At 47.9% G+C, this 23076-nt stretch carries 25 protein-coding genes and 1 riboswitch; of the genes, 21 read left to right on the top strand and 4 right to left on the bottom strand.

What is annotated here, in order from left to right; all coding sequences use genetic code 11:
• Nucleotides 1-9: 9 nt before the first annotated feature.
• Nucleotides 10-1347, bottom strand: a complete 1338-nt coding sequence (locus QMA13_RS30530) for an alginate lyase family protein (protein WP_282937406.1) — start codon at nt 1345-1347, stop codon at nt 10-12.
• A 301-nt stretch (nt 1348-1648) separates the two neighbouring features.
• Here QMA13_RS30530 and QMA13_RS30525 point away from each other — a divergent pair, with 301 nt between their 5' ends.
• The gene (locus QMA13_RS30525) at nt 1649-2806 is read left to right on the top strand and encodes an asparaginase (RefSeq protein WP_282943649.1); all 1158 of its coding nucleotides are present in this window, start codon (nt 1649-1651) and stop codon (nt 2804-2806) included.
• Between the two features lie 91 nt (nt 2807-2897).
• Here QMA13_RS30525 and QMA13_RS30520 read toward each other — a convergent pair whose 3' ends face one another.
• Nucleotides 2898-3272 (bottom strand): helix-turn-helix domain-containing protein, encoded by a 375-nt coding sequence (locus tag QMA13_RS30520; protein WP_282937405.1) that lies wholly within the window; start codon nt 3270-3272, stop codon nt 2898-2900.
• Nucleotides 3273-3556: 284 nt separating this feature from the next.
• On the opposite strand from QMA13_RS30520, the gene QMA13_RS30515 reads away from it, so the two are divergent.
• Nucleotides 3557-4006, top strand: a complete 450-nt coding sequence (locus tag QMA13_RS30515) for a hypothetical protein (RefSeq protein WP_282937404.1) — start codon at nt 3557-3559, stop codon at nt 4004-4006.
• A 138-nt stretch (nt 4007-4144) separates the two neighbouring features.
• Here QMA13_RS30515 and QMA13_RS30510 read toward each other — a convergent pair whose 3' ends face one another.
• Nucleotides 4145-4909, bottom strand: coding sequence for a metallophosphoesterase (locus QMA13_RS30510; protein ID WP_282937403.1), 765 nt, complete (start codon nt 4907-4909; stop codon nt 4145-4147).
• 278 nt (nt 4910-5187) lie between these two features.
• On the opposite strand from QMA13_RS30510, the gene QMA13_RS30505 reads away from it, so the two are divergent.
• The 3 genes from QMA13_RS30505 to QMA13_RS30495 all read left to right on the top strand — a co-directional run bounded on the left by QMA13_RS30505 (nt 5188) and on the right by QMA13_RS30495 (nt 7191).
• Nucleotides 5188-5334 (top strand): hypothetical protein, encoded by a 147-nt coding sequence (locus QMA13_RS30505; protein ID WP_282937402.1) that lies wholly within the window; start codon nt 5188-5190, stop codon nt 5332-5334.
• Nucleotides 5335-5736: 402 nt separating this feature from the next.
• Complete coding sequence (locus QMA13_RS30500; protein ID WP_282937401.1) at nt 5737-6765, top strand: NAD-dependent epimerase/dehydratase family protein; 1029 nt, start codon at nt 5737-5739, stop codon at nt 6763-6765.
• A gap of 231 nt (nt 6766-6996) precedes the next feature.
• Nucleotides 6997-7191 carry a hypothetical protein gene (locus QMA13_RS30495; protein WP_282937400.1) on the top strand — a complete coding sequence of 65 codons (195 nt, stop codon included), beginning with the start codon at nt 6997-6999 and terminating at the stop codon, nt 7189-7191.
• Between the two features lie 24 nt (nt 7192-7215).
• Here QMA13_RS30495 and QMA13_RS30490 read toward each other — a convergent pair whose 3' ends face one another.
• Nucleotides 7216-7584 (bottom strand): helix-turn-helix domain-containing protein, encoded by a 369-nt coding sequence (locus tag QMA13_RS30490; RefSeq protein ID WP_282937399.1) that lies wholly within the window; start codon nt 7582-7584, stop codon nt 7216-7218.
• Nucleotides 7585-7828: 244 nt separating this feature from the next.
• Nucleotides 7829-8053, top strand: a riboswitch (cobalamin riboswitch).
• Between the two features lie 235 nt (nt 8054-8288).
• Here QMA13_RS30490 and cobJ point away from each other — a divergent pair.
• From cobJ to QMA13_RS30410, 16 genes are all read left to right on the top strand, one after another.
• The gene (gene cobJ, locus QMA13_RS30485) at nt 8289-10079 is read left to right on the top strand and encodes a precorrin-3B C(17)-methyltransferase (RefSeq protein ID WP_282937398.1); all 1791 of its coding nucleotides are present in this window, start codon (nt 8289-8291) and stop codon (nt 10077-10079) included.
• 29 nt (nt 10080-10108) lie between these two features.
• Nucleotides 10109-11173, top strand: a complete 1065-nt coding sequence (locus QMA13_RS30480) for a sirohydrochlorin chelatase (RefSeq protein ID WP_282943648.1) — start codon at nt 10109-10111, stop codon at nt 11171-11173.
• 36 nt (nt 11174-11209) lie between these two features.
• Nucleotides 11210-11983, top strand: coding sequence for a precorrin-6A reductase (cobK, locus tag QMA13_RS30475; protein ID WP_282937397.1), 774 nt, complete (start codon nt 11210-11212; stop codon nt 11981-11983).
• A 5-nt stretch (nt 11984-11988) separates the two neighbouring features.
• On the top strand, nt 11989-12639 hold the full coding sequence (locus QMA13_RS30470; RefSeq protein WP_282937396.1) for a precorrin-8X methylmutase: 651 nt from the start codon (nt 11989-11991) through the stop codon (nt 12637-12639).
• Nucleotides 12640-12652: 13 nt separating this feature from the next.
• The gene (locus QMA13_RS30465; protein WP_481858054.1) at nt 12653-13768 is read left to right on the top strand and encodes a cobalt-precorrin-5B (C(1))-methyltransferase; all 1116 of its coding nucleotides are present in this window, start codon (nt 12653-12655) and stop codon (nt 13766-13768) included.
• A gap of 74 nt (nt 13769-13842) precedes the next feature.
• Nucleotides 13843-15117, top strand: a complete 1275-nt coding sequence (cbiE, locus tag QMA13_RS30460; RefSeq protein WP_282937395.1) for a precorrin-6y C5,15-methyltransferase (decarboxylating) subunit CbiE — start codon at nt 13843-13845, stop codon at nt 15115-15117.
• Nucleotides 15110-15820: a precorrin-2 C(20)-methyltransferase gene (cobI, locus tag QMA13_RS30455; protein ID WP_282937394.1), complete on the top strand. Its 711-nt coding sequence runs from the start codon at nt 15110-15112 to the stop codon at nt 15818-15820. Before cbiE ends, cobI begins: the two co-directional genes overlap by 8 nt.
• Nucleotides 15820-16596, top strand: coding sequence for a precorrin-4 C(11)-methyltransferase (gene cobM, locus QMA13_RS30450; protein WP_282937393.1), 777 nt, complete (start codon nt 15820-15822; stop codon nt 16594-16596). Before cobI ends, cobM begins: the two co-directional genes overlap by 1 nt.
• Nucleotides 16593-17747 carry a cobalt-precorrin 5A hydrolase gene (locus QMA13_RS30445; protein WP_282937392.1) on the top strand — a complete coding sequence of 385 codons (1155 nt, stop codon included), beginning with the start codon at nt 16593-16595 and terminating at the stop codon, nt 17745-17747. The genes cobM and QMA13_RS30445 overlap by 4 nt, the downstream gene beginning before the upstream one ends.
• Nucleotides 17737-19143, top strand: a complete 1407-nt coding sequence (locus QMA13_RS30440) for a cobyrinic acid a,c-diamide synthase CobB (RefSeq protein WP_282937391.1) — start codon at nt 17737-17739, stop codon at nt 19141-19143. Before QMA13_RS30445 ends, QMA13_RS30440 begins: the two co-directional genes overlap by 11 nt.
• A gap of 25 nt (nt 19144-19168) precedes the next feature.
• Entirely contained in the window at nt 19169-19726 is a 558-nt protein-coding gene (locus QMA13_RS30435) for a nitroreductase family protein (RefSeq protein ID WP_282937390.1), read from the top strand.
• A 97-nt stretch (nt 19727-19823) separates the two neighbouring features.
• Nucleotides 19824-20072, top strand: coding sequence for a hypothetical protein (locus tag QMA13_RS30430; RefSeq protein ID WP_282937389.1), 249 nt, complete (start codon nt 19824-19826; stop codon nt 20070-20072).
• Nucleotides 20073-20160: 88 nt separating this feature from the next.
• Entirely contained in the window at nt 20161-20997 is an 837-nt protein-coding gene (locus tag QMA13_RS30425; protein ID WP_282937388.1) for a sugar phosphate isomerase/epimerase family protein, read from the top strand.
• Nucleotides 20998-21079: 82 nt separating this feature from the next.
• Nucleotides 21080-21574: a GNAT family N-acetyltransferase gene (locus QMA13_RS30420; protein ID WP_282937387.1), complete on the top strand. Its 495-nt coding sequence runs from the start codon at nt 21080-21082 to the stop codon at nt 21572-21574.
• A 270-nt stretch (nt 21575-21844) separates the two neighbouring features.
• Nucleotides 21845-22159, top strand: coding sequence for a helix-turn-helix domain-containing protein (locus QMA13_RS30415; protein WP_282937386.1), 315 nt, complete (start codon nt 21845-21847; stop codon nt 22157-22159).
• Between the two features lie 102 nt (nt 22160-22261).
• Nucleotides 22262-23065: an rRNA adenine N-6-methyltransferase family protein gene (locus QMA13_RS30410; RefSeq protein ID WP_282937385.1), complete on the top strand. Its 804-nt coding sequence runs from the start codon at nt 22262-22264 to the stop codon at nt 23063-23065.
• The last annotated feature ends 11 nt before the right edge of the window (nt 23066-23076 follow it).

The following is a 23076-nucleotide window of genomic DNA, read 5'->3' as shown; positions in this document are numbered from 1 at the left end:
ATGTGGATCTTATTGCAAGTTTGGCTTAGGAGCAATAAGGTTCGTGCGCGAGCTGGTTTTGGCGGCTCCAAGCGTCTTATCCGCGGCTTCCGCATAGGATTTATCCTTGTAAACAACAGCCGCTTCACGCAAGTAAGAAGCAAATTCAGATTCATTCTCCGCTTTAATTTGTTCATGCTCCCATGTTTTTCCGTTAAAATAAGGCACCAAGAATTGATAGGCTTGATGAATGCTCTTACCGTCCGTTGTCGTATAATTCCAAGCATCGAACCCGACTTTACTCCCGTAAATGGCAAGCATTGAGAAAGCTTCCAGGTTAAATACAGGGTAGTGAAAGGAACGGGTTCTACTCATTTCGAGCGGCATGCTTCCGTCCGGCTGAATTTGTGCGGCCACTCGTTTGGGCACCGTTTCACGCAAATACGCTGCCGCGGCATCTTTATCTCCGCTGAAAATCATAAGCCCTGTATAAATGGCGTCATACCACGTGCCATGATTATTTTTGGCCGCCTTTTCCTCCAAGGCCAGCTTGTTTACCTTCAGCCATCCTACATATTCTTTGACCCAATTTCGATAAGCTTCCGTATCTTTCTCCGACCAATTGGGGGAGCCTGCCAGAAGCGCGACCGCATCGGAGGTCGTCAAAAAATGCCTGGAATCGAGCACACCTTCCTTGCGTCCATCGGTCCGTCCGGGGACACTTTGTCCAAAATTCATGTTGGGGTTCATCTTGGTATCCGCATCCAGAAACCAGGTGCGAAGCAGTTTGGCTGCCCGCTCTCCGTAAGGCTCGTTTCCCGTTATGTAATAGGCCAGCGCCAACGTTTCTACCGAAGATGCCATATTCCCAAAGCTCGTAGCGTCGTATTTGTTCGTTCCCCGTTCAGGATTCGTTTGGCCATCCTTTTGGATGTAAGGCTTGCCGTCCGGTTTGCTGGGATCAGGCCACCAATAAGGCGCCATACTCATATAGTCGTGCTTGTCGCCGCTCGGAGGATTGCTTTGTTTATTAACAACGGAAAAAGGCCCTGCCTTCATGGCTGTATCCGCTTCCTTGCGCAATTGGGTAATGGCTGCTTGCAAATCACCCGCCTGATTCGCTTTAACTTTACCTCGGATATCCTTTAATACGGAAGCATTCATAATGAGAGTGTCCAGCTCCGTTTCCTCCTTATGTGGTGTCGTCTCCACTTTATTTGTCGCAGGTGAAGGGGTGGGGGTACTGCTTGGGACAGAAGCAGCCGGTTTGGATTGCGAGCTTGCCTCAGGTTGAGTTGAGCATCCTGGAAGCGCGGCTGCGGCCAGAGTCACTCCGGACAAAAGGGCAATCATTAATTTGCGGCTCATCAGGCACGCTCCCCTCATCGAATTTTATACTATTCCATTATACGGGAACCTACTGGAAACAACATGGCGCAGATACACTTTTATTTGCGGTAATTTCAGTTTTATATTCGAAAATGCAAAAAAGAGCATGGCGATGAAATCATCCTATCTTAGCTTCTAAAAGGGTTATGTATGCGATTTATCGGTCATGTTCAGTATTTGTAATTATAACTAACATTGATTTATGATTACTCTCACAAACGTCACATATATGTAATGTAACTTTACATATGAAATAACCTGTGGGAGGAATTTACTTATGATGCTTAAAACCAAAACTACAATGTTAAAGGTATGTTTAACCTCGGGGCTGCTGATATCCTCACTGCTATCTCCTGTTTCCGTTGTTCCCTTTACCTCTAAAGTGCTAGCGGCGGAAAATGTGCAAGCCCCCGTCGCTGCTCTTCCAAAAGTGAAAGTTATAGGAACTGGAGGGACTATATCAGGAAAGTCACAAGACGAAACGAGCTTCCAAAATTACAAGGCAGGCTCGCTGCTTATTCAGGATATGGTGAATGCTCTTCCTAATAAAGATAAAATAGCGGAGGTCACGACTTCCCAGTTCGGTAACTCGGGATCATCAGCGTATTCCATGCAGGATTTGTATGACTTATCCTTGCAGGTCGATCAAGCGCTCAAGGAGCAGGACGGAGTCGTTGTGACTACAGGAACAGATACGATGGAGGAGATAGCCTATTTCCTTGATCTGACGGTCCAAAGTCCTAAACCGGTTGTCGTAACTGGCTCCATGAGACCGTGGACAGTCATAGGAAGTGATGCCCAGGCTAACTTGTACAACGCGATTAAGCTCGCAGGCAGCGGCAAAACAAAATACTTCGGAACCGTACTTATGCTGAATGACACCATTCATGCAGCGAGGGAAGTGACCAAAACGAATGACTACCGCACCGATACGTTCGAATCGCCTCAGCTAGGCATGTTCGGCTATATCGATGAGAACAATATTCGTATTTACCGCGCTCCGGCGAGGAGCTTTAAGGCGGCAGAGGAGTGGGCAACTCCATTTGATTTGACGAGAATTAAGAAGGAAGATTTGCCTAAGGTCGAGATTGCCCTATCTTACCAAGGGGCTGGTGGCGAAGCTATTCAAGGCTTTGTGACCGGTGGAGCGGAAGGTATCGTAACGGCAGGTACAGGAGCGGGTGGTATCTCTAAGGCAATGAGCGAAGCTAGGCAAAAGGCGATTGACGAGAAGGGAGTCATCTTCGTGACGACAACCCGTACTGGATCCGGAAGCATCTATTCTGGAAGCAAGGGAGTTATTGCGGGAGACAACCTGAATCCTCAACATGCACGCATCATGCTGCTGGTTAGCCTGGCATTCTCCAAGGATTTTGATACGGTGAAAGGCTGGTTCGACAAGTATGGCGCGCCTCAAGTGGATCTGACCCATAAGTAAGCGGAAAAAAGATCACCCCGTCGCCTAAGGCGGGGTGATCTTTATGATATATGGCCTTTTACAACGCATTCCGTGGAGGATGGTGTTAACCTCATCCGTTATTAATAGACCTCTCGGCTCTTACGAATGCAATGAACCGTCGGGCTTCCTCTGGTGTGAGCTTTTCTCCATCTATGGTCAGCGCAAACTTTTCCATGATTTTTTCATTGGATAGCTCCAGGGCATCGACGAATTCGCGAACGTCTTCATCGAGGACTCGATGAGGATCATCGGTCCTTCCTATTAAATAATCAATAGAAACATTGAATAGATTGGCGATGCTTACGATGGTGTCGTAATCAGGCTCTCTTCGGTTATTCTCATAGTGTGACAGAGAAGCCCTCGTTATGCCGAGCTTGGTAGAAAGCCCTTCTTGGGTCAGGGAATGTTTTTCTCGAAGTGATGCGATCCGCTCCCCGTATTTCATATCATATACCTCCAGTTAATACGACCATAGTTGATGGATTCGGTATTTTTATTTCTATAGATCAAGTACGCTGTCAGAAGGCCAGCGAAAGGCACCTGGTCCTATTGACATTGATACAAAATGTATCGTATGTTAATGATAATATATTCCATTTACTAGAATTAACAAGACCAGGCATGAGCTCGAACAGGCCATGGTCAAACCCTTTTTGTGCGTTCTAAAGTACAAAATGTATCGCAATACGTTTATTTTACCCAAAAAAACGAAGGTTGGGAAGATGCCATGTGAACGAAAAACAAAACGAGAGCAAGCAAAATGGTTTACGGAATATGCTAGGTTCCATGGAATGCCGATTGAGTATCAGTAAATTGGATAACAAACCGGTCCAAACGAACTATGCGCTTGTACATGTAACCCATCTGGATTCACGGGAAATTCATTTCACTTCTCCGCTGCTGCTACCCGTAATGAGGAAATTGACCTTATCATTCAAGCTGGTGCTTGCCGATACGGTTATTTATTTTAATGGAAGCCGTATCAAACGAAAATATATAGGGTCCGATTACCACTATGAAGTTGAACATGAAATGGAAGGGGTAGAGCGGGCGTTATTTATTTCGACCATTAACCACATCATGGGGGAGGCTCATTTCGCAACGAATAGAGCCTTGGCCAGCTACTCTTCTTTTTACTCCTACGACCATTGTATCCCTAACAATTATTTTCAAACCTAGAGCGTTTTTTCCTGGAGAATGACTTTAATTGTTTATCTTGCAAACTGGTACGTATTTGCTTTATACCTGTCGCTAAATGTTCTGTATGATAGCAATGATACGATTGGTATCATTGTACTATTATAGTATTGCAGACGGTTACAAATGATGTATGGTCACCTCGCTTCTCACAAGAAATCGAATGTTAATGCCGGTTTGGCCTATTCCTTTTGAAATATAGTAAGTGCCATAAGGGTGCTGATGGAGCCCTTTGTAAATTCCTTTTGCAGGAAGCTCACCCATAGGACGCAGCTTGTAGAAGTAAGGGATGCCAAATTGCTTACCATGCAGGTGACCGGCCATTAAGTAATCGTAGCTGTCGCGAATTTTGAGGACTACGTTAGGATCATGCGTAATGATGACTCGTGGAGCTTGCGAATCGGTCATACGGAACGACTGAAGGACATTACTTCTTCCGGTGTGATGATCGTCAATGCCGATCAGCTGAAATCCGGGTAAGCGAACCGATTCATTGCGGAGTAATATAATGCCCCGATATCGGAGGAGTCTAATGAGACGTGTGACTTTGCGCTGCTGGTAATCGTGGTTGCCAAGAACGGCGTACGTAGGAATACGATGCTTTTCGAGCATTTGCAGATAGCTGTCCAAGCGAAGCAGGCAGGACTCCTGTTTGGTGAAATCGCCCGTAATGAAAATATAGTCGGGTTTTTGCCGAGTGATTAGTCTCGATAATACCGATGGGGAAATGCGCAATCGCTCCACATGCAGGTCGCTGACTTGAAGTATGGTTCGATTAATGCCGATGGGATGCCGTATTCGCTCCACTTTTAGCCATTGGGTCGGTAAAATGAACAGAGCGTAAACGAGTCCGACAAAAAGGATGAAGGCAGCAGCGTATAGCAAAACGTTTCCCCCCCCTTGAACCCGATATGGATCATCGTACAACAAAACTCAATAAAAGTGTATGTCCAAATTAAGATGTACATGCTATAGGACCCGATTTCTTAGCGAAGTATAGTAAAGTCATACAAAAATTTAATAAAGTAAACATTTTTTTATTGAATTCGACACAATCTCCTTTGACAAGATACATTACGTATCATACAGTGGATAAAGAAGCCACTAACTGTCATATAGAGAATGATAAAGAACTATACGGAGTAGAGAAGGAGTGCAATATAATGAGCAGCAGCAACAAGCAGCAGGAGAAGAAGAACGTGGATGTACTAAGAATCTTGGCGCAGTTGAACATTGATGCGAGCAAGCTTGCATCATGGGGGACTCATGGTCCCGATACGCTGCCCCCAACTCCAGGTTCTTCCTGCTAAAAGCCCCTTATATTATTAATAAATACCTCTCTGGTTTACATAAAACTTCTAACGACCCTCTTCCTACTTATCAAGAAACTCCCAAGTTTCACAACAGCCCAAAGCGCTCCTTTCCTGGCCGAGCATTGCTCATTCCCCTTAAGCACCAGGATGCGAGCTCTTTCTTATGTGAAGCAGGCGTCACAGAAATACGGAGCGTATCCTACTACTAAAGTCGCTGATGACATTTTTTTGATCAACTTTACTAGGACCTCTTGACTGGAGGCCTTTTTTTGTTTATATTGATACAAAATGTATCAATATTCGACCGACTCTGTGCATATAGACGGACACTGATATAGGACTTCAGGAAAATCGCCTTAAGGTACGCATAACAAATAACCATTTTTTGGAGGGATAAGGATGAAAGTACTAATTACAGGTGGAGCCGGGTTTATTGGGTCCCATACGGTGGATTGCGCTATTGAAGCAGGTTTGGAAGTAATTGTTGTCGATAATTTGAGTACAGGGCGGGAAACCAATCTGCATCCGGGCTGCAAGCTGTATCGAATGGACGTAGCCAGTACGGAACTCAGGAACATTTTTGAGTTGGAAAAGCCGGATTACTGCATTCATTTGGCTGAGAAAACCGATTTGAATGAAACGATGGTCGTTCGGGGGTTAAGTCCTAACTTGCGTGGATTGATTTATTTACTGGACCTCTGTAAGGAGTTTGCAATAAAAAAGCTGATTTACGGATCGTCTGCTGAAGTATATGGAACGTCCGAGCCTGTGCCGGTCGATGAGACGGCCCCTTGCGCACCCGTGTCTTGCACCGGAATGTCCAAGCTGGCACCTGAAGAATACATCAAGCTGTACGGCGCGCTATATGGACTCAACTATACCATACTAAGATATGCAAATGTATACGGTTGCCGACAAAAGCGATATGGCAGCGGTGGCGTCATCTCGGCTTTCCTGGAAACATACGTTAGCGGAGAAAGACCTGTCATCCACAACAAAGGACTTCAGAGTCGAGATTTCGTCTATGTGTCGGATGTAGCTGCCGCCAATGTCGATACACTGAGCCTGGAAACCAGCGATACCTATAATATAGGAACGGGAACAGCGACATCTATTATGGACTTGTTCGAAACTATGAATGAGATGACGAATCAAAGATTGAAGCCTGTCTTCGTAACGGCTCGCCCGGAGGATCACCTGCACGTCTGTGTCTCTTACCAAAAAGCTGAACAGGATTGGGGCTGGAAACCGAAAATTCATTTGCGCGAGGGATTGACTCAGCTCATAGGGGATTTTATATATCAACGGTTTATGGATAAGCTCAGCGGGGTTAAAGAAGTCGCTCCGGAACCGATATCGACCAGTATGCTGATTCGCCGAATGGCTGTGAAGAAGGCGGCGCGTCGGCTGCAAACCTCTTCCTTTTAAGGCCTTTTGCCTATGAGCAAGCAGCAGCGGGAACGAAGTGGGACAAAAGCAAGGGAAGTCCTATTTAACGGAAATGGACTTGGATAAAGATTTATTTATAATAGCTCATTCGACAAAATGATCGCTGTTTTTAACGAAAAAACTCCCAGTAAGCGACACCTTTTTTTTAACATCTCCTATATAATACTAGACATTGAAAGTCTATGAGACGAGATGGAGTGTGGGTTGCAAATGGAAGAAACGAAGAAAAGTGTGGATATCGCTACTATCCTGAATCAACTCGATATCCCGAAGGAAAAGTATGATCAATGGCTAGCTCATCAAACGGCGGTTAGTGAATCGATCAAACCGCAATACATGGATACCGGCAAATCGTTGTATTCTTATTTATATAGGGAAATAGGCATGATGGAGTACAGCAAATAGCTGTACCTCATCATCGTTTGCCTTTTAGGTAGGGAGGGAACGCTCGGAACGAATGAAGGCGATAAAGCTTTGGGATTCTTCGTGTGTTAATTCTCTTCCGTCAATGGTTAATATGAATTTGTCCATAATAGCTTCGTCCGAAAGCTCCAGATAATTAATAAATTCATCTGTGGAGTCCATGAGAGTGCCTGGATGGTCCGTGCGACCCATTAAGTAATCTATCGATACTCCGAAAATATCGGCAATTTTTTGGATCGTTTCGTAATCCGGTTCTCTTCTATTATTCTCATAATGGGAAAGAGCGGAACGGGTAATCCCTACCTTATATGCAAGTTCTTCCTGGGTCAAGTACCCTTTGCTCCGCAGTTGTGCTATTCGCTGCCCGTATCTCATAGAGCTTCCTTCCACCTTCGCTGTTCAAAATCGGATCTCCTATAAATCTTCCTGCTCATCATACTGAAATATTTGGCTATATTGTTCGTAAGTGCCGGTTTTTTTTGAAAGGGTATACGTGAAAAAATGAGAACATTGACCCATAGCTTGCCAAGGCTGTATGGACTGCTTTAGATTGCCTGCTTGAGGATGCGGAGTTATAGACAAAGCTTCGCTTTGGGTGATATGATGGCACTGGACAATCAAATACGGAACTGAATTGGGTGCTGGATGAAGCAGAGCTTCATTTGGCTTAAAAGGGAAGCTGGTGCAAAACCGGCACGGTCCCGCCACTGTAAAGAGTGCCTTTCTATAAAGAAAGGCTTGTTAAGCCGATGGAATCACCACTGGGACAATGTAGTGCGTTCTGGGAAGGGGATCGGATAACGAAGCTCGAAGTCAGGAGACCTGCCTAATTCCAAAACACTGTTGACCTACGCGGATTTAGGGAGGTGTTAGAGATCGGCTTACTTATTGAATGGAAAATGACAGCTCGACTAAGATGTCATTGGAAATCGTTGAGAGCGCGGGCTGTAAGAGCATTTCTAACACTTTCTGTAGGAATGCTCTTTTTGTGTTGCCTGGAAATCATGAATCAATAATGAATCAAGCATGGGTATCGAAAATAACCATTATTTATATAGGAAGGAAAGGATGTGTGGCAAATGGCGGGCAAACTGTTGATCATCGGCTTCGGACCAGGAAGCTTCGAGCATATTACGAAACGGGCACGGGAAGCCATTGAAGAAAGTGAAGTCATTATCGGCTATAACACCTATGTGGATCTCATCCGGGGACTGTTGACCGATCAGGAAATCGTGCGGACGGGAATGACGGAGGAAGTAAGCCGTGCTCAGGAGGCTGTGCGTCAAGCGGAGGCTGGGAAAAAGGTAGCGGTTATTTCAAGTGGCGACGCAGGTGTATACGGGATGGCAGGACTTGTGTACGAGGTTCTGATGGAGAAAGGCTGGCGCCGTAACGGGGGCGTGGAAGTTGAGATTATTCCCGGTATTTCGGCGATTAACTCTTCAGCTTCGCTGTTAGGTGCTCCTGTCATGCATGATGCGTGCACGATCAGCTTAAGCGACCATCTCACGCCGTGGGAGCTGATTGCCAAGCGGGTAGAGGCGGCTGCGCAGGCCGATTTTGTGATTGCGCTGTACAATCCACGGAGTGGAAGACGAACCCGGCAAATCGTGGAGACTCAGCGCATATTGTTAAAGTACCGTTCGCCGGAAACGCCGGTCGGTATCGTGAAAAGCGCTTATCGTGACCGTCAGCACGTGGTTCTGACGAACTTGCGCGATATGCTGGATCATGAGATCGGCATGCTGACAACCGTCATTATCGGCAATGCGTCGACAACGATCTACGACGGCCTGATGATTACACCGAGAGGATATCAGCGCAAGTATACGCTGGGCGCTGACGTACAACCGCTTAAGCCGCATCAACGGCTGCAGGAAGCGGCAGAGCCTTGGGCGCTGCAGCAGTGGGACCAGGAAGCGGAAGGGGATACGGACGACGAGGACTGGGCTTGGGAAGACGATGACCTCTCGGATGCGAAGAGGGGATCGATGCAGGCGGCAGGCATGCAGCTTGAGTCAGTGCCTTTGGGTGGGGGCACGAGTGGAACGGCTCAGGCCGTCAGTGCCGTAAGTGTGGCGGAACGCGATGAGAGGAGCAGCAGTGCTGGTGCAGAATCGTCGTTTATGCTGGCAATGGAGGCATTGAAGCTGTCCGATCTTAGCCGAGGTGTGGTCACGGAGTCGAGCGGAGCGCCAGTAACGGCAGGGCTGTTTCGGCAGCAGGCGATCTTTGAGCTGGCTGTGAGTCCGGGTGTTGCGGAGAAGCGTTTTACAGCCAAGCAGATGCTAACATTAGCCGAGGTAGTAGGCGATAAAGGGTCGATGGAGTATACGCCCCACCACCAAATGATTGTACGGGTTCCGACGTCCAATCCGGATGAAATTACATCGAAGCTGCGGCAGGAAGGCTTCCTGCTGGCACCGATCGGCGATGTGGCGCAGTTAAAAGCATGTGACTTTTGCAATGCGGAGAAAGCGGACGCGATTCCGCATGCGGAAGAGCTTCAGAAGCGAATCGGCGGAATCAATGTGCCGAAGGAGCTGCGCATCGGCTTGAACGGCTGCGGAATGGCTTGCTACGGGGCTGTGCATGAGGATATCGGCATCGTATACCGCAAGGAGAAGTTTGATTTATTCCTAGGCGGCAAGACGGTAGGACGTAATGCTCATCCTGGGCAGCCGGTTGCGGAAGGCATTGAACCGGATCAACTAGTGGAAACGATAGAACGGATAGTGCAGCGGTATATTTCGGAAGGACATCCGAATGAGCGCTTTCATAAATTTTTTAAGCGCGTAAAAGAAATTGAAGGATATAAGCACCAAGAGCTGCCTGTTTTCAAAATTGAGGATGCGGTTTGCGGAGATTAAGCTTAAAAGAAGATAGGGAGGGTACAATGATGAATGCTGTTTTGTTTGTCGGCCACGGCAGTAAGGATGCGGAAGGCAATGAGGAGGTACGGGAATTCGTCCGTTCCATTGCTTCAAAGATGGACCAGCCGATAGTGGAAACCTGTTTTTTGGAATTCGAACGCCCTACCATTGCACAAGGCATTGAGCAGTGCGTACAGCAGGGGGCTACACAGATTGCGGTAGTGCCTATCACTTTATTCTCGGCGGGTCATGCCAAAATTCATATCCCTGCTGCGATCGACGAAGCGAGGCTTCGTTATCCATCCGTTCGTTTCAACTATGGACGACCGATTGGAGTGCATGAGCAGGTATTGGATATTCTTGCGTCCAGACTGGAAGCGGCTGGTACGGGTAGCGGAACGGCTGCAGAAGCAGAACTGGAGCAAACGGCGGTGCTTGTCGTAGGACGAGGCAGCAGCGATGCGGATGCTAACAGCGATTTGTTCAAAATATCCCGGCTGTTCTGGGAAAAGCTGAAGGTGAAATGGGTCGAAACGGCCTTTATCGGGGTTACGGCTCCCTTGGTTGATGAAGGCATAGAACGCTGTATCAAGCTCGGAGCACGCAAAGTCGTTATCCTGCCTTATTTCTTATTTACAGGCGTATTGATGAAGAGAATGGAGCAGATGCTTCTTCAGTTCTCGGAGAAATATCCTGAGCAGCAGTTTATATTGGCAGATTATTTCGGATTCCATCCGAATTTGCAGCTTATTTTACGGGAGCGGGCATTGGAGGCTGTACAGGGCGAGACCAAGATGAACTGCGACATGTGCCAATACCGATTGGCGGCTATGGAGCATATCGACCATCACCATCATCATCATGATGATGATCACCACCACCATGGGCATGATCATCACCATGACAACGATCATCACCATGACAACGATCATCAGCATGTACATAATCACGATCATGACCACGATCATGGGCATGACCATCACCACGACCATGATCACAAACATGATCATGACCACGAGCACCATCACCATGATCACGAAGACAAGCAGGTTGTGAAGAGCGGAAAAGTATCCCGTTCCATCGGAGATTAAGCTAACGATCATCCCATATAGAAGGAGGCGTAAATCATGATATTGGTTATGGCAGGGACGAGTGATGCGCGAGAGCTTGCAGTAAATATTCGGGATTCGGGCTATTCGTTATTGACGACCGTCGTCACGGACAGTGCGGCCAAGTCAATGGAGGATGCTGGCCTCCCCGTATTGACCGGAAGGCTTACGGCTGAGGCACTGGTTGCCTTGATACGGGAACGCGGTATTCGTACTATTGTCGATGCCACGCATCCGTTCGCGGAGGAGGCGTCGAAGAACGCTATCGCGGCTTCGCAGGAAGCCGGCGTGCCCTATATCCGCTATGAACGGGGGCGGATCGCAATCGATCAGAACCCGTTTATCACATTCGCGGATGACTACGAACAGGCGGCGGAGCTGGCTGCAGAGCGACAGGGTGTCATCATGCTGACGACAGGCAGCAAGACGCTGCACATCTTTGCCAAGCGTCTGCTTGGCCTTCCTAATACAACCTTGGTTGCTCGTATGCTGCCTCGCAGAGATAATATGGAAAAATGTGAGGAGCTAGGGCTGGAGCAAAAAAATATTGTTGCGATGCAGGGTCCTTTTTCCAAGGAACTGAACAAAGCTTTATATACGCACTATAATGTCACGCTGATAATTACTAAGGAAAGCGGCAAGGTCGGAGCAGTGGATGAGAAGCTGGAATCCGCGCTGGAGCTTGGAATTGAGACGATTGTCATCGGTCGTCCTATGGTCGACTACGGTACTTATTTTAGCGAGTTTGACGGAGTCATCAATAAACTAAATGAACTGCTGCAGGAGGCGTGATTGAGATGGATTTTAAAACGGAGTTTAAGCCGTTGACGGTACAACCGCAAGAAATTGAAGAGCGAAGCTTCCAAATGATTACCGAAGAGCTGGGAGAGCATCCTTTCACAGACGAACAATATTCGGTCGTGCAGCGGGTTATTCATGCATCGGCAGATTTCGAGCTGGGGCGCAGCATGCTGTTCCATAAAGATGCCGTCCAGGCAGGGATTCAGGCAATCCGTGCAGGCAAGACGATCGTGGCTGATGTGCAAATGGTGCAGGTAGGCATCAGTAAGCCTCGTATCGCCAAATTCGGAGGCGACGTGAAGGTATACATATCCGATCCGGACGTAATGGAAGAGGCGAAACGCCTCAACACGACCCGGGCGATCATTTCGATCCGCAAGGCGATTCAAGAAGCGGACGGAGGCATCTATGCCATTGGTAATGCGCCTACGGCGTTATTGGAGTTAATCCGCCTTGTGAAGGAAGGCGTAGCAAAGCCAGGTCTGGTTATAGGCGTGCCGGTAGGCTTCGTGTCGGCGGCAGAATCCAAGGAAGAGCTCGCGAAGCTGGATATTCCGTTCATTACGAATATCGGACGTAAAGGCGGAAGCCCGGTAGCCGTAGCAGCAGTGAACGCCATTTCCTTAATGGCGGAACGTCTCGGTTAAGGGGATCTAAACGATGGCTATGGATAAAGGCGCAGATACGAAGGATTCCAAGCCGCTTAGACATGGTTATACGACAGGCTCCTGCGCTGCGGCAACAGCCAAAGCGGCAGTGACAGCCTTGATTGAGCAGCAGCTTCAAACGGAATCAACGATAAGATTGCCTATCGGGCAGGATGTGACGTTTACGATGGTGCGCTGCGAATTTTCGGCGGAGCGTGCGGAAGCCGAAACGATCAAGGATGGAGGCGATGATCCTGATGCTACTCATAATGCGAGGATTATTGCTGAAGTTCAGTGGCGGGGCGAAGAAGGAATCGAGCTGGATGGCGGCATCGGCGTGGGTCGGGTAACTAAACCCGGCCTTCCTGTCCCTGTTGGAGAAGCGGCGATAAATCCAGTTCCGCGCAAGATGATTCGCGAATCGGTTGCCTCCGTCTTAAACGAATACGACATCCATCGCGGGGTTAGAGTCGTCATCTCTGTACCTGATGGCGAAGAAATTGCCAAGAAGACACTGAACGGGCGGCTTGGCATCGTTGGCGGCATCTCGATTCTCGGCACACGGGGCATTGTGGTGCCTTTTTCCACGGCTGCATACAAAGCAAGTGTGGCACAGGCGATACGAGTAGCGGTTAAATGCGGATGCAAACATATCGTCCTTTCAACAGGCGGTCGTACGGAGAAGTACGGCATTGATATGTACCCAGATTTGCCGGAGGAAGCCTTTGTTGAGATGGGGGACTTTATCGGCTTTGCTCTGACGCAGTGCAAGAGACAGGGCATCGAGAAAGTGACGCTGGTTGGGATGATGGGTAAATTTTCCAAAGTTGCGCAAGGCGTCATGATGGTCCATTCCAAAAGCGCTCCGGTAGATTTCGGCTTCCTCGCTCAAGTAGCGGAAGAAGCAGGGGCGACCCAGGTGCAGGCAGCCACTATTTTGGATGCGAATACGGCGGCTCTTGTTGGAGACTTGATGATGGAATGGGGCCATCTCGGCTTTTTTGAGAGGCTGTGCACCTATTGCTGTGAAGCCGGACTGAAGGAAGTGCAGGGCGGCATGGAGATAGAAACTGTCATCATCTCGATGAAGGCGAATCTCTTAGGCCATGCCAGTAAGATAGGGGACTAGCTGCTGCAATACCAAGGCTTGCGGGAGTTAGTCTAAACTTTTATAATCAGCAATCGGTATCGGGGGAGTGCAGGTTGAAGCAGATCAATCAACTGGCAGCGCTGAAAGTGATCGGCATCGGTGATGACGGTCAGGGAAGCTTGCTGCCTCAGTATATACAATGGATAGCGGAGAGCGAAGTGCTGGTCGGGGGAGAGCGGCAGCTGCAGTTTTTTCCAGATTACAGCGGAGAAACCATAGCCATTAAAGGTGGCTTGTCCGAACTGGTAAACCGTTTGAAATCGGAAGTGGAGCAGGGGCGTAAGGTCGTCGTGCTGGCATCGGGAGATCCGTTGTTTTACGGTATCGGAGGCTATTTATCTTCTAAGCTGAACGTGGAAATTTACCCTAATATAAGCTCATTACAGCTAGCCTTTGCACGGATGGGCCAGAGCTGGCAGGACGCTTACGTGACCAGTGTTCACGGACGAAGTATGAAGGGGCTGGCTCAGCGGATTGACGGGAAGACGAAGGTAGCGCTGCTGACCGATGAGACGAATAGTCCCAAGGCAATCGCCAAGTATTTGCTGTCTTTTGGCATGACGGAGTATCGGGCATTTGTAGCGGAGAATTTGGGCGGCACCGACGAACGGACGGGCTGGTATGAGCTGCAGGAGCTTGAAGAGCATGAGTTCTCGCCATTGAACGTGATGATTTTGACCGCCTCGAAAGATGCATTGGCAGGTAAACGTTGGCCTATGGGTATCGATGATGAGATGTTTATTCAGCGCAAGCCGGATAAAGGACTTATCACGAAAAAAGAAATCCGTGTCATGAGCTTGGCTCAGCTGGCGCTTCAGCCGGACAGCATCGTCTGGGACATTGGTACCTGCACCGGTTCTGTCGCTATTGAAGCGGCACGGATTGCAAGGTACGGCGAAGTGTATGCGATCGAAAAGAATGAACCGGATTTGCAAAATTGCTTCGACAACATGCATCGTTTTCGGACGGATATAACGGCTATTCAAGGACGGGCGCCTCAAGGCTTGGAGCAGTTTCCAGACCCAGATGCCGTGTTCATAGGCGGCAGCGGAGGCGAGATGGAGGAGCTTCTCCATGTATGCTGCAGTCGTCTTCGTCCAGGAGGACGCATTGTGCTGAATGCCGTGACGATCGAGAATTTGTATGAAGCGAACAAAGCATTCAAGGAAGAAGGGTTCGCAACAAGTATAACGCTGGCGCAAATTGCGCGAAGCAAGCCAATTTTGAATTTGACTCGATTCGAGGGTCTAAATCCGATTTATATTATTACGGCAAAGCATCAGGAATCCGGCGAAGCGGAGGAAAAGGAGGGGGCAGCAAGTGAGTAAGTTGGGTGTTTTATACGGATTGGGTGTTGGACCTGGAGACCCGGAGCTGATCACAGTCAAGGCGTTCAGGATATTGAAGGAATCACCGGTCATTGCTTATCCACGCAAAAAGATGGGGGCCAAAAGCTACGCCCTTACGATAACTGAGCTTTATGTGAATACGGAAGAAAAGACGATGATAGGGCTGACTTTCCCGATGACGAGGGATCGCGAGGCGTTGGAAATGCAGTGGAGTAAGACGGTCAGCACGGTGTGGGAGCACCTGGAGCAGGGGAAAGACGTGGCATTCGTGACCGAGGGCGACCCGATGATTTACAGCACATTCATTCATTTGATGCGTCTTATGAAGGAGCGTCATCCTGAAGTGGAGGTTCGTTCCATTCCAGGTATTTCGTCCATTAATGCTTCGGCGTCCCGACTAGGCATTCCTCTTGCTGATGGGGATGAGCAGATAGCCATTGTGCCTGCAACAGAGGATTATGACAAGATGCGCACGGCCATCGAGAATCACGATTGTGTCGTATTCATTAAAGTCGCAAAAGTGATCGATCTGATGATCCATGTGTTGGGCGATCTCGGATTGACGGACAAAGCGGCTGTATTGACCAAGGTCACTTCTTCGGAGGAGATGATCTGGCGCGACATTCGCGAGCTTCAAGGCAAAGGTTTGGAATATTTAACGTTAATGGTGGTGAGAAAATAATGAAAATTTATATCATCGGAGCAGGCCCGGGCGATCCGGATTTGATTACGGTAAAAGGACTTCGCATCTTGCAGGAGGCCGATGTTGTGCTTTATACGGATTCGCTGGTCAATGAGGAGCTGATAGCTAAAGCGAAGCCGGAAGCAGAGGTTCTGAAAAGCGCAGGGATGGATCTGGACGAAATGGTCGCTATTATGGCGGATCGTGTTAAACAGGGCAAAATGGTCGCTCGCGTTCATACAGGAGACCCAGCCGTGTTCGGAGCGATTATGGAGCAGATTGCGCTGTTGAAAAAAGAAGGCATCGGCTACGAGATCATTCCTGGCGTAAGCTCGGTATTCGCTTCTGCTGCAGCTATCGGCGCAGAGCTCACGATTCCGGAGCTAACCCAGACTCTCATTCTTACTCGTGCTGAAGGAAGAACGCCGGTACCGGAGCTGGAGAAGCTAAAGGATCTGGCGGCTCACCACTGCACGATTGCTTTATTCCTTAGCGCCACTTTGACGAAGAAAGTGGTTGAAGAGCTGAAAAGCGCCGGGTGGAGCGAGGACACACCGGTTGCTGTTGTACAGCGGGCTACATGGCCTGATCAGCTCATCGTTCGATCCACGCTTGCTAATCTTGAACAAGATATGCGCAGCAACGGTATTCGCTCTCATGCGATGATCCTTGCAGGCTGGGCGCTTGATCCGGATATTCACAACAAGGATGAATATCGCTCGAAGCTGTACGATAAAGAGTTCACGCACCGGTTCCGCAGAGGGGTGAAACCATGATCACACTGCGCGAGGGCGAAATTCCTTCGATCGAGCAGCAAGGTGATTATGCTATTGTAGCCATCACGAAGCACGGTGTAGAGATGGCACGCAAGCTGCACGGAGCCTTCAGCCATTCGGATTTGTACTACATGTCCAAATTCGAGCGCGGGGATGAGGCGGCACGAGGAATTCAATTGTTTGAAGGCAGTGTTAGAATGCTGTTTCCGGCATTATTTCCTGCTTATAAAGGACTCATAATCATTATTTCGTTAGGCGCTGTGATTCGGATGATCGCACCACTGCTGGTAGATAAAAAGACAGATCCCGGCATCGTCGTTATCGATGACAAAGGGGAGAATGTGATTAGCGTGCTGTCGGGCCATTTGGGCGGCGCGAACGAGCTGACTCGCGAAGTAGCAGCAGCAATGGGAGCGAGGCCGATCATTACGACAGCTTCGGACGTGCAGGGAACGATAGCCGTCGATTTATTCGGCCGTCGCTATGGCTGGGAATGGGAGTCAGCGGATAAGCTGACGCCTGTGAGCGCCTCTGTCGTGAACGAAGAGCAGGTTGCGGTCGTGCAGGAGTCGGGCGAGCTTGGCTGGTGGCTGTATGACACGCCGCTCCCAGCGAACATTCGTACTTACGGCAATGTTGCTGATGCATTAGCAGTGAGGCCTCAGGCGGCACTAGTTGTTTCACACCGCGTACTCAGCGCGGATGAAGCGGCGATTCTCTCCAACGGAGTGCTGTATCGGCCGAAGGTGATCGCGCTTGGCATTGGATGCAACCGAGGCACGTCAGCCGATGAGATCGAATCCGTGATCTCGGAGACGCTGTCCGAGCTGCAGTTCTCGATGCGCAGCGTGAAAGCTGTCTGCACCATTGATTTGAAGAAGGACGAGGAGGGGCTCCTTGCCGTCGTACAAAAGCACGGCTGGGAGTTCGTCACCTACGCGCCCGAGGAGCTGAACACAGTGAAGATGGAAGCTCCATCGGACACTGTGTTCCAGTTCACCGGCGCCTACGGCGTGAGCGAGCCGGCGGCGAAGCTGTACTCCGGCGCCTCGGAGCTGGCGCTGGTGAAGAAGAAATCGGGCAATGTCACGATTTCCGTAGCCGTTATCCCGTTCCCGCAGGAAGGGAGCGGGGCAGCTGATGGACGTTAGTCGCAAGATCGTTATTGCCGGAACAGGCAGCGGCGTTGGTAAAACAACGATGACGATCGGCCTGATGGCCGCTTTGCAGCGTTTCGGACGCAAAGTGCAGGGCTTCAAGTGCGGACCAGACTATATTGATCCGACGTATCATACGGCGGTAACCGGCCGCGTTTCCCGCAATCTCGACAGCTATATGCTGTCGCATGACACAGTCAAAGATATTTATACCCGCGCGAGCCGCGATGCGGATATTTCCGTCATCGAAGGCGTGATGGGCTTCTACGATGGCAAGAACCCGAAGACGAACGAAGGCAGCACGGCGGAGATCAGCCTCCTGCTGGAGGCTCCCGTGCTGCTCGTGGTGAACTGCCAGAGCATGGCCCGCAGCGCTGCTGCGATTGTTCGCGGCTTCCAGGTGTTGGAGCCCAACGTCAACATTGTAGGCGTCATTGCGAACAAGGTAGGCAGCGAAGGCCACTACAAGCTCGTACGCGAAGCCATCGAGCAGGAATGCAATATTCCCGTTGTCGGCTATATGAAGCGGGAAGATCATATAGAGATGCCTGAGAGGCATCTCGGCTTGGTGCCGTCCATCGAGCGGGGCGAGCTTCAGCCTTTCTTCGATAAGCTAGCGGATCTTACCTCCGCTACAGTGGATGTAGAGCGTATATGGGAGCTTGCACAGTCGCCCGCTGTTACTTTGACTTCGAATGCCGAAGCAAATTCTGTGTTCCGCAGCCGAGCTAGCCGACCTGAAGCGCCCGTAAGGGTCGCTGTAGCCAAGGATGCAGCGTTTAACTTTTACTATCAGGAAAACTTCGAGCTGTTGGAGGCTTGCGGAGCAGAGTGCGTGTTCTTCTCGCCTCTGGCTGGAGAAACGCTGCCTGAAGGCGTTCAAGGCCTTTATCTCGGGGGTGGCTTCCCTGAGGAATTTGCCGAAGTATTGTCGGCTAATGAGACGGTTAAGCAATCGATACGTCAGGCCATTGAGCAGGGACTGCCAACGCTTGCCGAATGCGGAGGCTTCATGTATTTAACGGAGTCAATCGAGCATACGGATGGGCGGAAGCATGCGATGCTGGGGCTTATTCCGGGCAGCGTAAAAATGCAGAAGAAGCTTGCGGCGTTAGGTTATAGGGACATTACCGGAATGGAGGGCAACTTCCTGCTCGGTTCGTCGGATCGTGCCAAAGGTCACGAGTTTCACTATTCGACCTTCCAGCCGAACCAGGATGCAGTGATCCAAAGTGCCTATGAAACCAAAGGGATGCGCGGAATGAAGCAGGAAGGCTATATCAATGAGAACGCATCGCTAGTTGCGGGATATACTCATATCCATTTTGCATCAGCGCCTGAATTGGTGGAACGATGGGTTGAACAATGTGTTAGCTTTCAAAAGAAATAAATAAAGCTAGGAAGGAGAAACCTGCATGTCTATTATGGAATTGCTGCAGCAAAGAAGAGCGGTACGCAATGTTCAGCCTGTGGAAGTGGAGGATGAAAAGATTCATGCTCTGCTCGATGCGGCTACTCTTGCTCCAAACGATAGGCTCCGTGAGCCATGGCATTTCTATGTAATCCGTGGAGAAGCGAAGCAGCGTTACGAGGCGGAGGCGCTTCAATATTTAGAGGAACGGTTTCCGACCAAGCCGAATTTGGTGAAGGAATCGTTAAAAGTATTGACCGCTACACCGCTTGTCATTGTCGTTACAGCGGATGTCATTCCCGATGATCCTGCTTCCTCAAAGGATAATGAATATGCAGCTGCCTGCGCTATTCATTCGATGTGGCTTGCGGCCACGGAGATGGGGTTGGGCTTCGTATGGCGTACGCGTGGAATTGGACTGGTCCATGACGATCGGATGCATAAGTTTATCGGCTCGCCAGAAAATAAGAAAGTGATCGGAACAATTTTCATTGGCTATCCGGTTGATGCTCCTGCACCAACTTCAAGAACGCCTCACAGCGATAAAACCACTTGGCTGTAAAACAAAACATTGGGAACTATTAATAAGAAAGCAACTGAGACCCTTTTTCCACTTATGGATGAAGGGTTTTTTTATATAATGGAGTGGGAGGAGTATTATGCTTTATTACATAGGATGGATTTGGATTTTCCTGTTCGTATTGTTGAGTAGGGTAATCGATTCGGGAAATATGTTCAGTTCTAAAGCGTATTTTATAATAACCGTTTTGCAGGTGTTGGCATTAGGCTTATTTCAGGCCTATTTTAAAGGATTGAGAATAAAAGATTGGGTACTTACGGGGATTTTATTGGCAGGTTTGTATGTGGAAATGAAGTGGGTTTTTGAGCATGTGAAAGCTATGTTTTAGCCTATTAAATAGCTTTTTAGAGCGTAGTGCTCATAGATTTATATATTATGGTAATATAAGGTTTATTTGGAATGTGGAGGTGATTGGAGTGACTGCTCCTAAATATGGCGTTTCAGGAAGTACCATTTTATCCGATCCTGAGTTTTTTGAGGAGTTATTTTGGCAGGATATAGATCAAATTGAAATAGGAGAATTTCCTGACGATACGGCCTTCCGACGGTTTCTGGAAATAACTAGATCGAAGCAAATTCCCTATGGTGTCCATTCGCCCTTGCTTCGCAGTGGCAGTAAATATGACTTAATTCAAAACGTTTATATGGAGACGGAAGAGGCGTGGGAACGTCTTGAGAATGAAGTCAGACAATTATCACTTCTTGGCGCTGAATACGTTCTAGTTCATTTTCCATATTTTAAAGAGAAAGTAACTGAGGACGAAAATGTACATGCACTAATTGAAAATGGATTACGAAGATTACATTTGCTGCAAGAGAAATATTCGATTCCTTTTGTGTGTGAGCCTAAGCTTGGACTCCATCGTTCTCCTGTAGGGATAGAGTATTTGCACCAATTTCCTGTCGAGGTATGGGATAAGTATGGGATTAAACTGTGTATCGATATTGGGGATTATTTAATGGCGACAGGAGACCAAATCCTGAGCTATTTAACCAAATGGGAGAAATACATCAAGATGGTTCATCTGCATAACGTGGAGTTACAACCCAATAATTATATATGGATACCCGTTCACCCGACTCATGAATTTAATGGAATTCAATATAAAATCCGGGATCTCATTCATTTCTTAGCTAAATGTGACGACGTTGTTTTTATTTTTGAACATACACCGCACAGCAATCCGAGTAAAGAATTTATCCAAAGCGGTTATGAATGGATTCGAGAACTTGTGGAAGGTAAACGAGTATGAAGCTATGGAACCAGCAGCAAAGTATTTGGTCATAGATCAGATGCTTTTTTCTTTACAATTAGGGTTTAGAGGGGGAGAGTGCATGGAATTGGTGGTCAAACAAATTTCGGAGGATGAATTGGAAGATTTCGTATCCATACTTAGAGAAGCGGCATTATGGATCAAGAATGGAGGGGTGGAGATGTGGAGCGAAGGCCAATTGTCCATTGAAAAGCTGTTGAAAAATCAATCTATACAAGAGATGTACATAGGATATATAAACAATGAAGCGGCAGCAACGATGATTCTTCAGGAAAAGGATACAATTTTATGGCCGGAGCTGGAGGAGAATGACTCTTTATTTCTACATAAACTGGCTGTTCGCAGAAAATACGCCAAACTAGGCTTGTCTGGAGAAATGGTGGATTGGGCAAAAGTGCAGGCGAAGAGCCTTGGCAAAACGTATGTAAGATTGGATTGTGCTGCCGATAGGCCTAAGCTATGCCTTTTTTATGAGAATCAAGGGTTTAAAAGAGTAAGTGAGAGGGTTATGTTTGGTAAATATCTCACGGCGTTTTATGAATTTACTATTGCATAGGTTCACTTCATTCATAAATAAATGACGAGGAGTTAAGGTGAATATTTACAAAATGTTGAATAGGTATAAGCAGATGAGCGGTTAGATCAAAATTTCAAAATAAAGGTTGTGATACGGATGACGATGAAAATTGTAGCTACTATAGCACTAGCCGGGGCACCAGCATTTTATTATTTAAAATATCGTTTATGGAAAAAACGGGTTTAGCTCTCGTGCCTTTACAAATAAATCATTCCATATATATACAAATGCAACAAAGAGGATTAATATGTGATTATTCGGACATTATTGGTGGTGATCCAAATCATTGAGCTTCTGACCGTTGAGAAAATAGCACAAATGCTTGAGATGCATCCTAGAACCATCAGGCGTTATATTCGTGAAAAACAACTTAAAGCAACACCGGAAACAGTTAAAATACCCCAAATTATCATGTGGCATATGAATGAAACGAACCCAAACCGGGGAAAAGCAATGTTTCAATACTTTTATGATGAAGTAGAGAAGAAGGGCCGTTACATTATATGGGGCAATCCGAAGTTCGTGGGGAAGGTTCTTACTGCGGTTAGTGAGGTCACAGCATAACTTTGGTCACAATAAATAGTATGGTTCTAAAGCGGTTGCTCGACAGCCGCTTTTTATATTCTGGCATTCTTTTTCTAAAATTGTCCTTAAACTCCAAGCGAGGTGATCGGTCTGAAAAGAAATGAATCCTTCAACACGGACGCGAAATTATATGACGAAGTAAGGCCTGCCTACGATATATCGGTGATTGACTGGATCATCAACAAGACCGAAGTGACGGTTGGCGACCAACTGCTCGAAATAGGGCCGGGCACGGGACAGGCAACATTGCCATTTGCGCAGCGGGGGCTTAACATTCATTGTATCGAGCTAGGGGAGAAGCTTGCCCTCATCTTAAAGCAACATTGTGCGGACTATCCCAATGTTACTATCGATGTAAGCCCGTTCGAAACATGGGAGTCGGATACGATCGGTCAAGCTAAGCTGATTTATTCGGCCGCGGCCTTCCATTGGATAGATAAGAATGTGAAGTACAAGAAATGCTATGACCTGCTTGCAGACAATGGCTTTCTTGCCCTGATGTGGCACGAGCATACCGATGAGACGCCGGAGGTCATAACAAGGTCCTATGAGCTGCTGGAACGGTATTCGGATAAACAGTTTCATTTTCAATCCAGACAAGATAGAGGAAAAAAACGAATTAGCGAAATAAATCATAGCGGTTATTTCACCTTCCTTGAAGCATTCGAACATCAGTGGCTGACGGAACAAACGCCGGACGAATTTTTGAAAGCGTTTAAGTCCCAATCCTCCTACTTATCGCTTGATGATTCACGCAAACAGCTGCTTTCAGAGGATTTATCCCAACTACTCAATAACTACAATCAACCGATATGCAAAGAATACGTGACAGCTGTTTATTTAGCACAGAAAAAGGGTTCATCGTGTGAAGGAAAAGAGGCATAACGTTTTGGAGA

The sequence above is a fragment of the Paenibacillus sp. RC67 genome (assembly GCF_030020805.1).
Classification (GTDB): Bacteria; Bacillota; Bacilli; order Paenibacillales; family NBRC-103111; genus Paenibacillus_S.
Note: the sequence above shows the minus strand (reverse complement) of the source record. Positions and strands in the feature narration are given on the sequence as shown.

Coding starts and splice junctions, on each gene's coding strand:
- cobK (WP_282937397.1), top strand. CDS start 11,210: ATGATATTGGTTATGGCAGGGACGAGTGATGCGCGAGAGCTTGCAGTA.
- QMA13_RS30420 (WP_282937387.1), top strand. CDS start 21,080: ATGGAATTGGTGGTCAAACAAATTTCGGAGGATGAATTGGAAGATTTC.
- QMA13_RS30430 (WP_282937389.1), top strand. CDS start 19,824: ATGCTTTATTACATAGGATGGATTTGGATTTTCCTGTTCGTATTGTTG.
- QMA13_RS30445 (WP_282937392.1), top strand. CDS start 16,593: ATGATCACACTGCGCGAGGGCGAAATTCCTTCGATCGAGCAGCAAGGT.
- QMA13_RS30490 (WP_282937399.1), bottom strand. CDS start 7,584: ATGAGATACGGGCAGCGAATAGCACAACTGCGGAGCAAAGGGTACTTG.
- QMA13_RS30495 (WP_282937400.1), top strand. CDS start 6,997: ATGGAAGAAACGAAGAAAAGTGTGGATATCGCTACTATCCTGAATCAA.
- QMA13_RS30500 (WP_282937401.1), top strand. CDS start 5,737: ATGAAAGTACTAATTACAGGTGGAGCCGGGTTTATTGGGTCCCATACG.
- QMA13_RS30525 (WP_282943649.1), top strand. CDS start 1,649: ATGCTTAAAACCAAAACTACAATGTTAAAGGTATGTTTAACCTCGGGG.
- QMA13_RS30480 (WP_282943648.1), top strand. CDS start 10,109: ATGAATGCTGTTTTGTTTGTCGGCCACGGCAGTAAGGATGCGGAAGGC.
- QMA13_RS30530 (WP_282937406.1), bottom strand. CDS start 1,347: ATGAGCCGCAAATTAATGATTGCCCTTTTGTCCGGAGTGACTCTGGCC.
- QMA13_RS30435 (WP_282937390.1), top strand. CDS start 19,169: ATGTCTATTATGGAATTGCTGCAGCAAAGAAGAGCGGTACGCAATGTT.
- cobJ (WP_282937398.1), top strand. CDS start 8,289: ATGGCGGGCAAACTGTTGATCATCGGCTTCGGACCAGGAAGCTTCGAG.
- QMA13_RS30465 (WP_481858054.1), top strand. CDS start 12,653: ATGGCTATGGATAAAGGCGCAGATACGAAGGATTCCAAGCCGCTTAGA.
- QMA13_RS30470 (WP_282937396.1), top strand. CDS start 11,989: ATGGATTTTAAAACGGAGTTTAAGCCGTTGACGGTACAACCGCAAGAA.
- QMA13_RS30505 (WP_282937402.1), top strand. CDS start 5,188: ATGAGCAGCAGCAACAAGCAGCAGGAGAAGAAGAACGTGGATGTACTA.
- cobM (WP_282937393.1), top strand. CDS start 15,820: ATGAAAATTTATATCATCGGAGCAGGCCCGGGCGATCCGGATTTGATT.
- QMA13_RS30440 (WP_282937391.1), top strand. CDS start 17,737: ATGGACGTTAGTCGCAAGATCGTTATTGCCGGAACAGGCAGCGGCGTT.
- QMA13_RS30520 (WP_282937405.1), bottom strand. CDS start 3,272: ATGAAATACGGGGAGCGGATCGCATCACTTCGAGAAAAACATTCCCTG.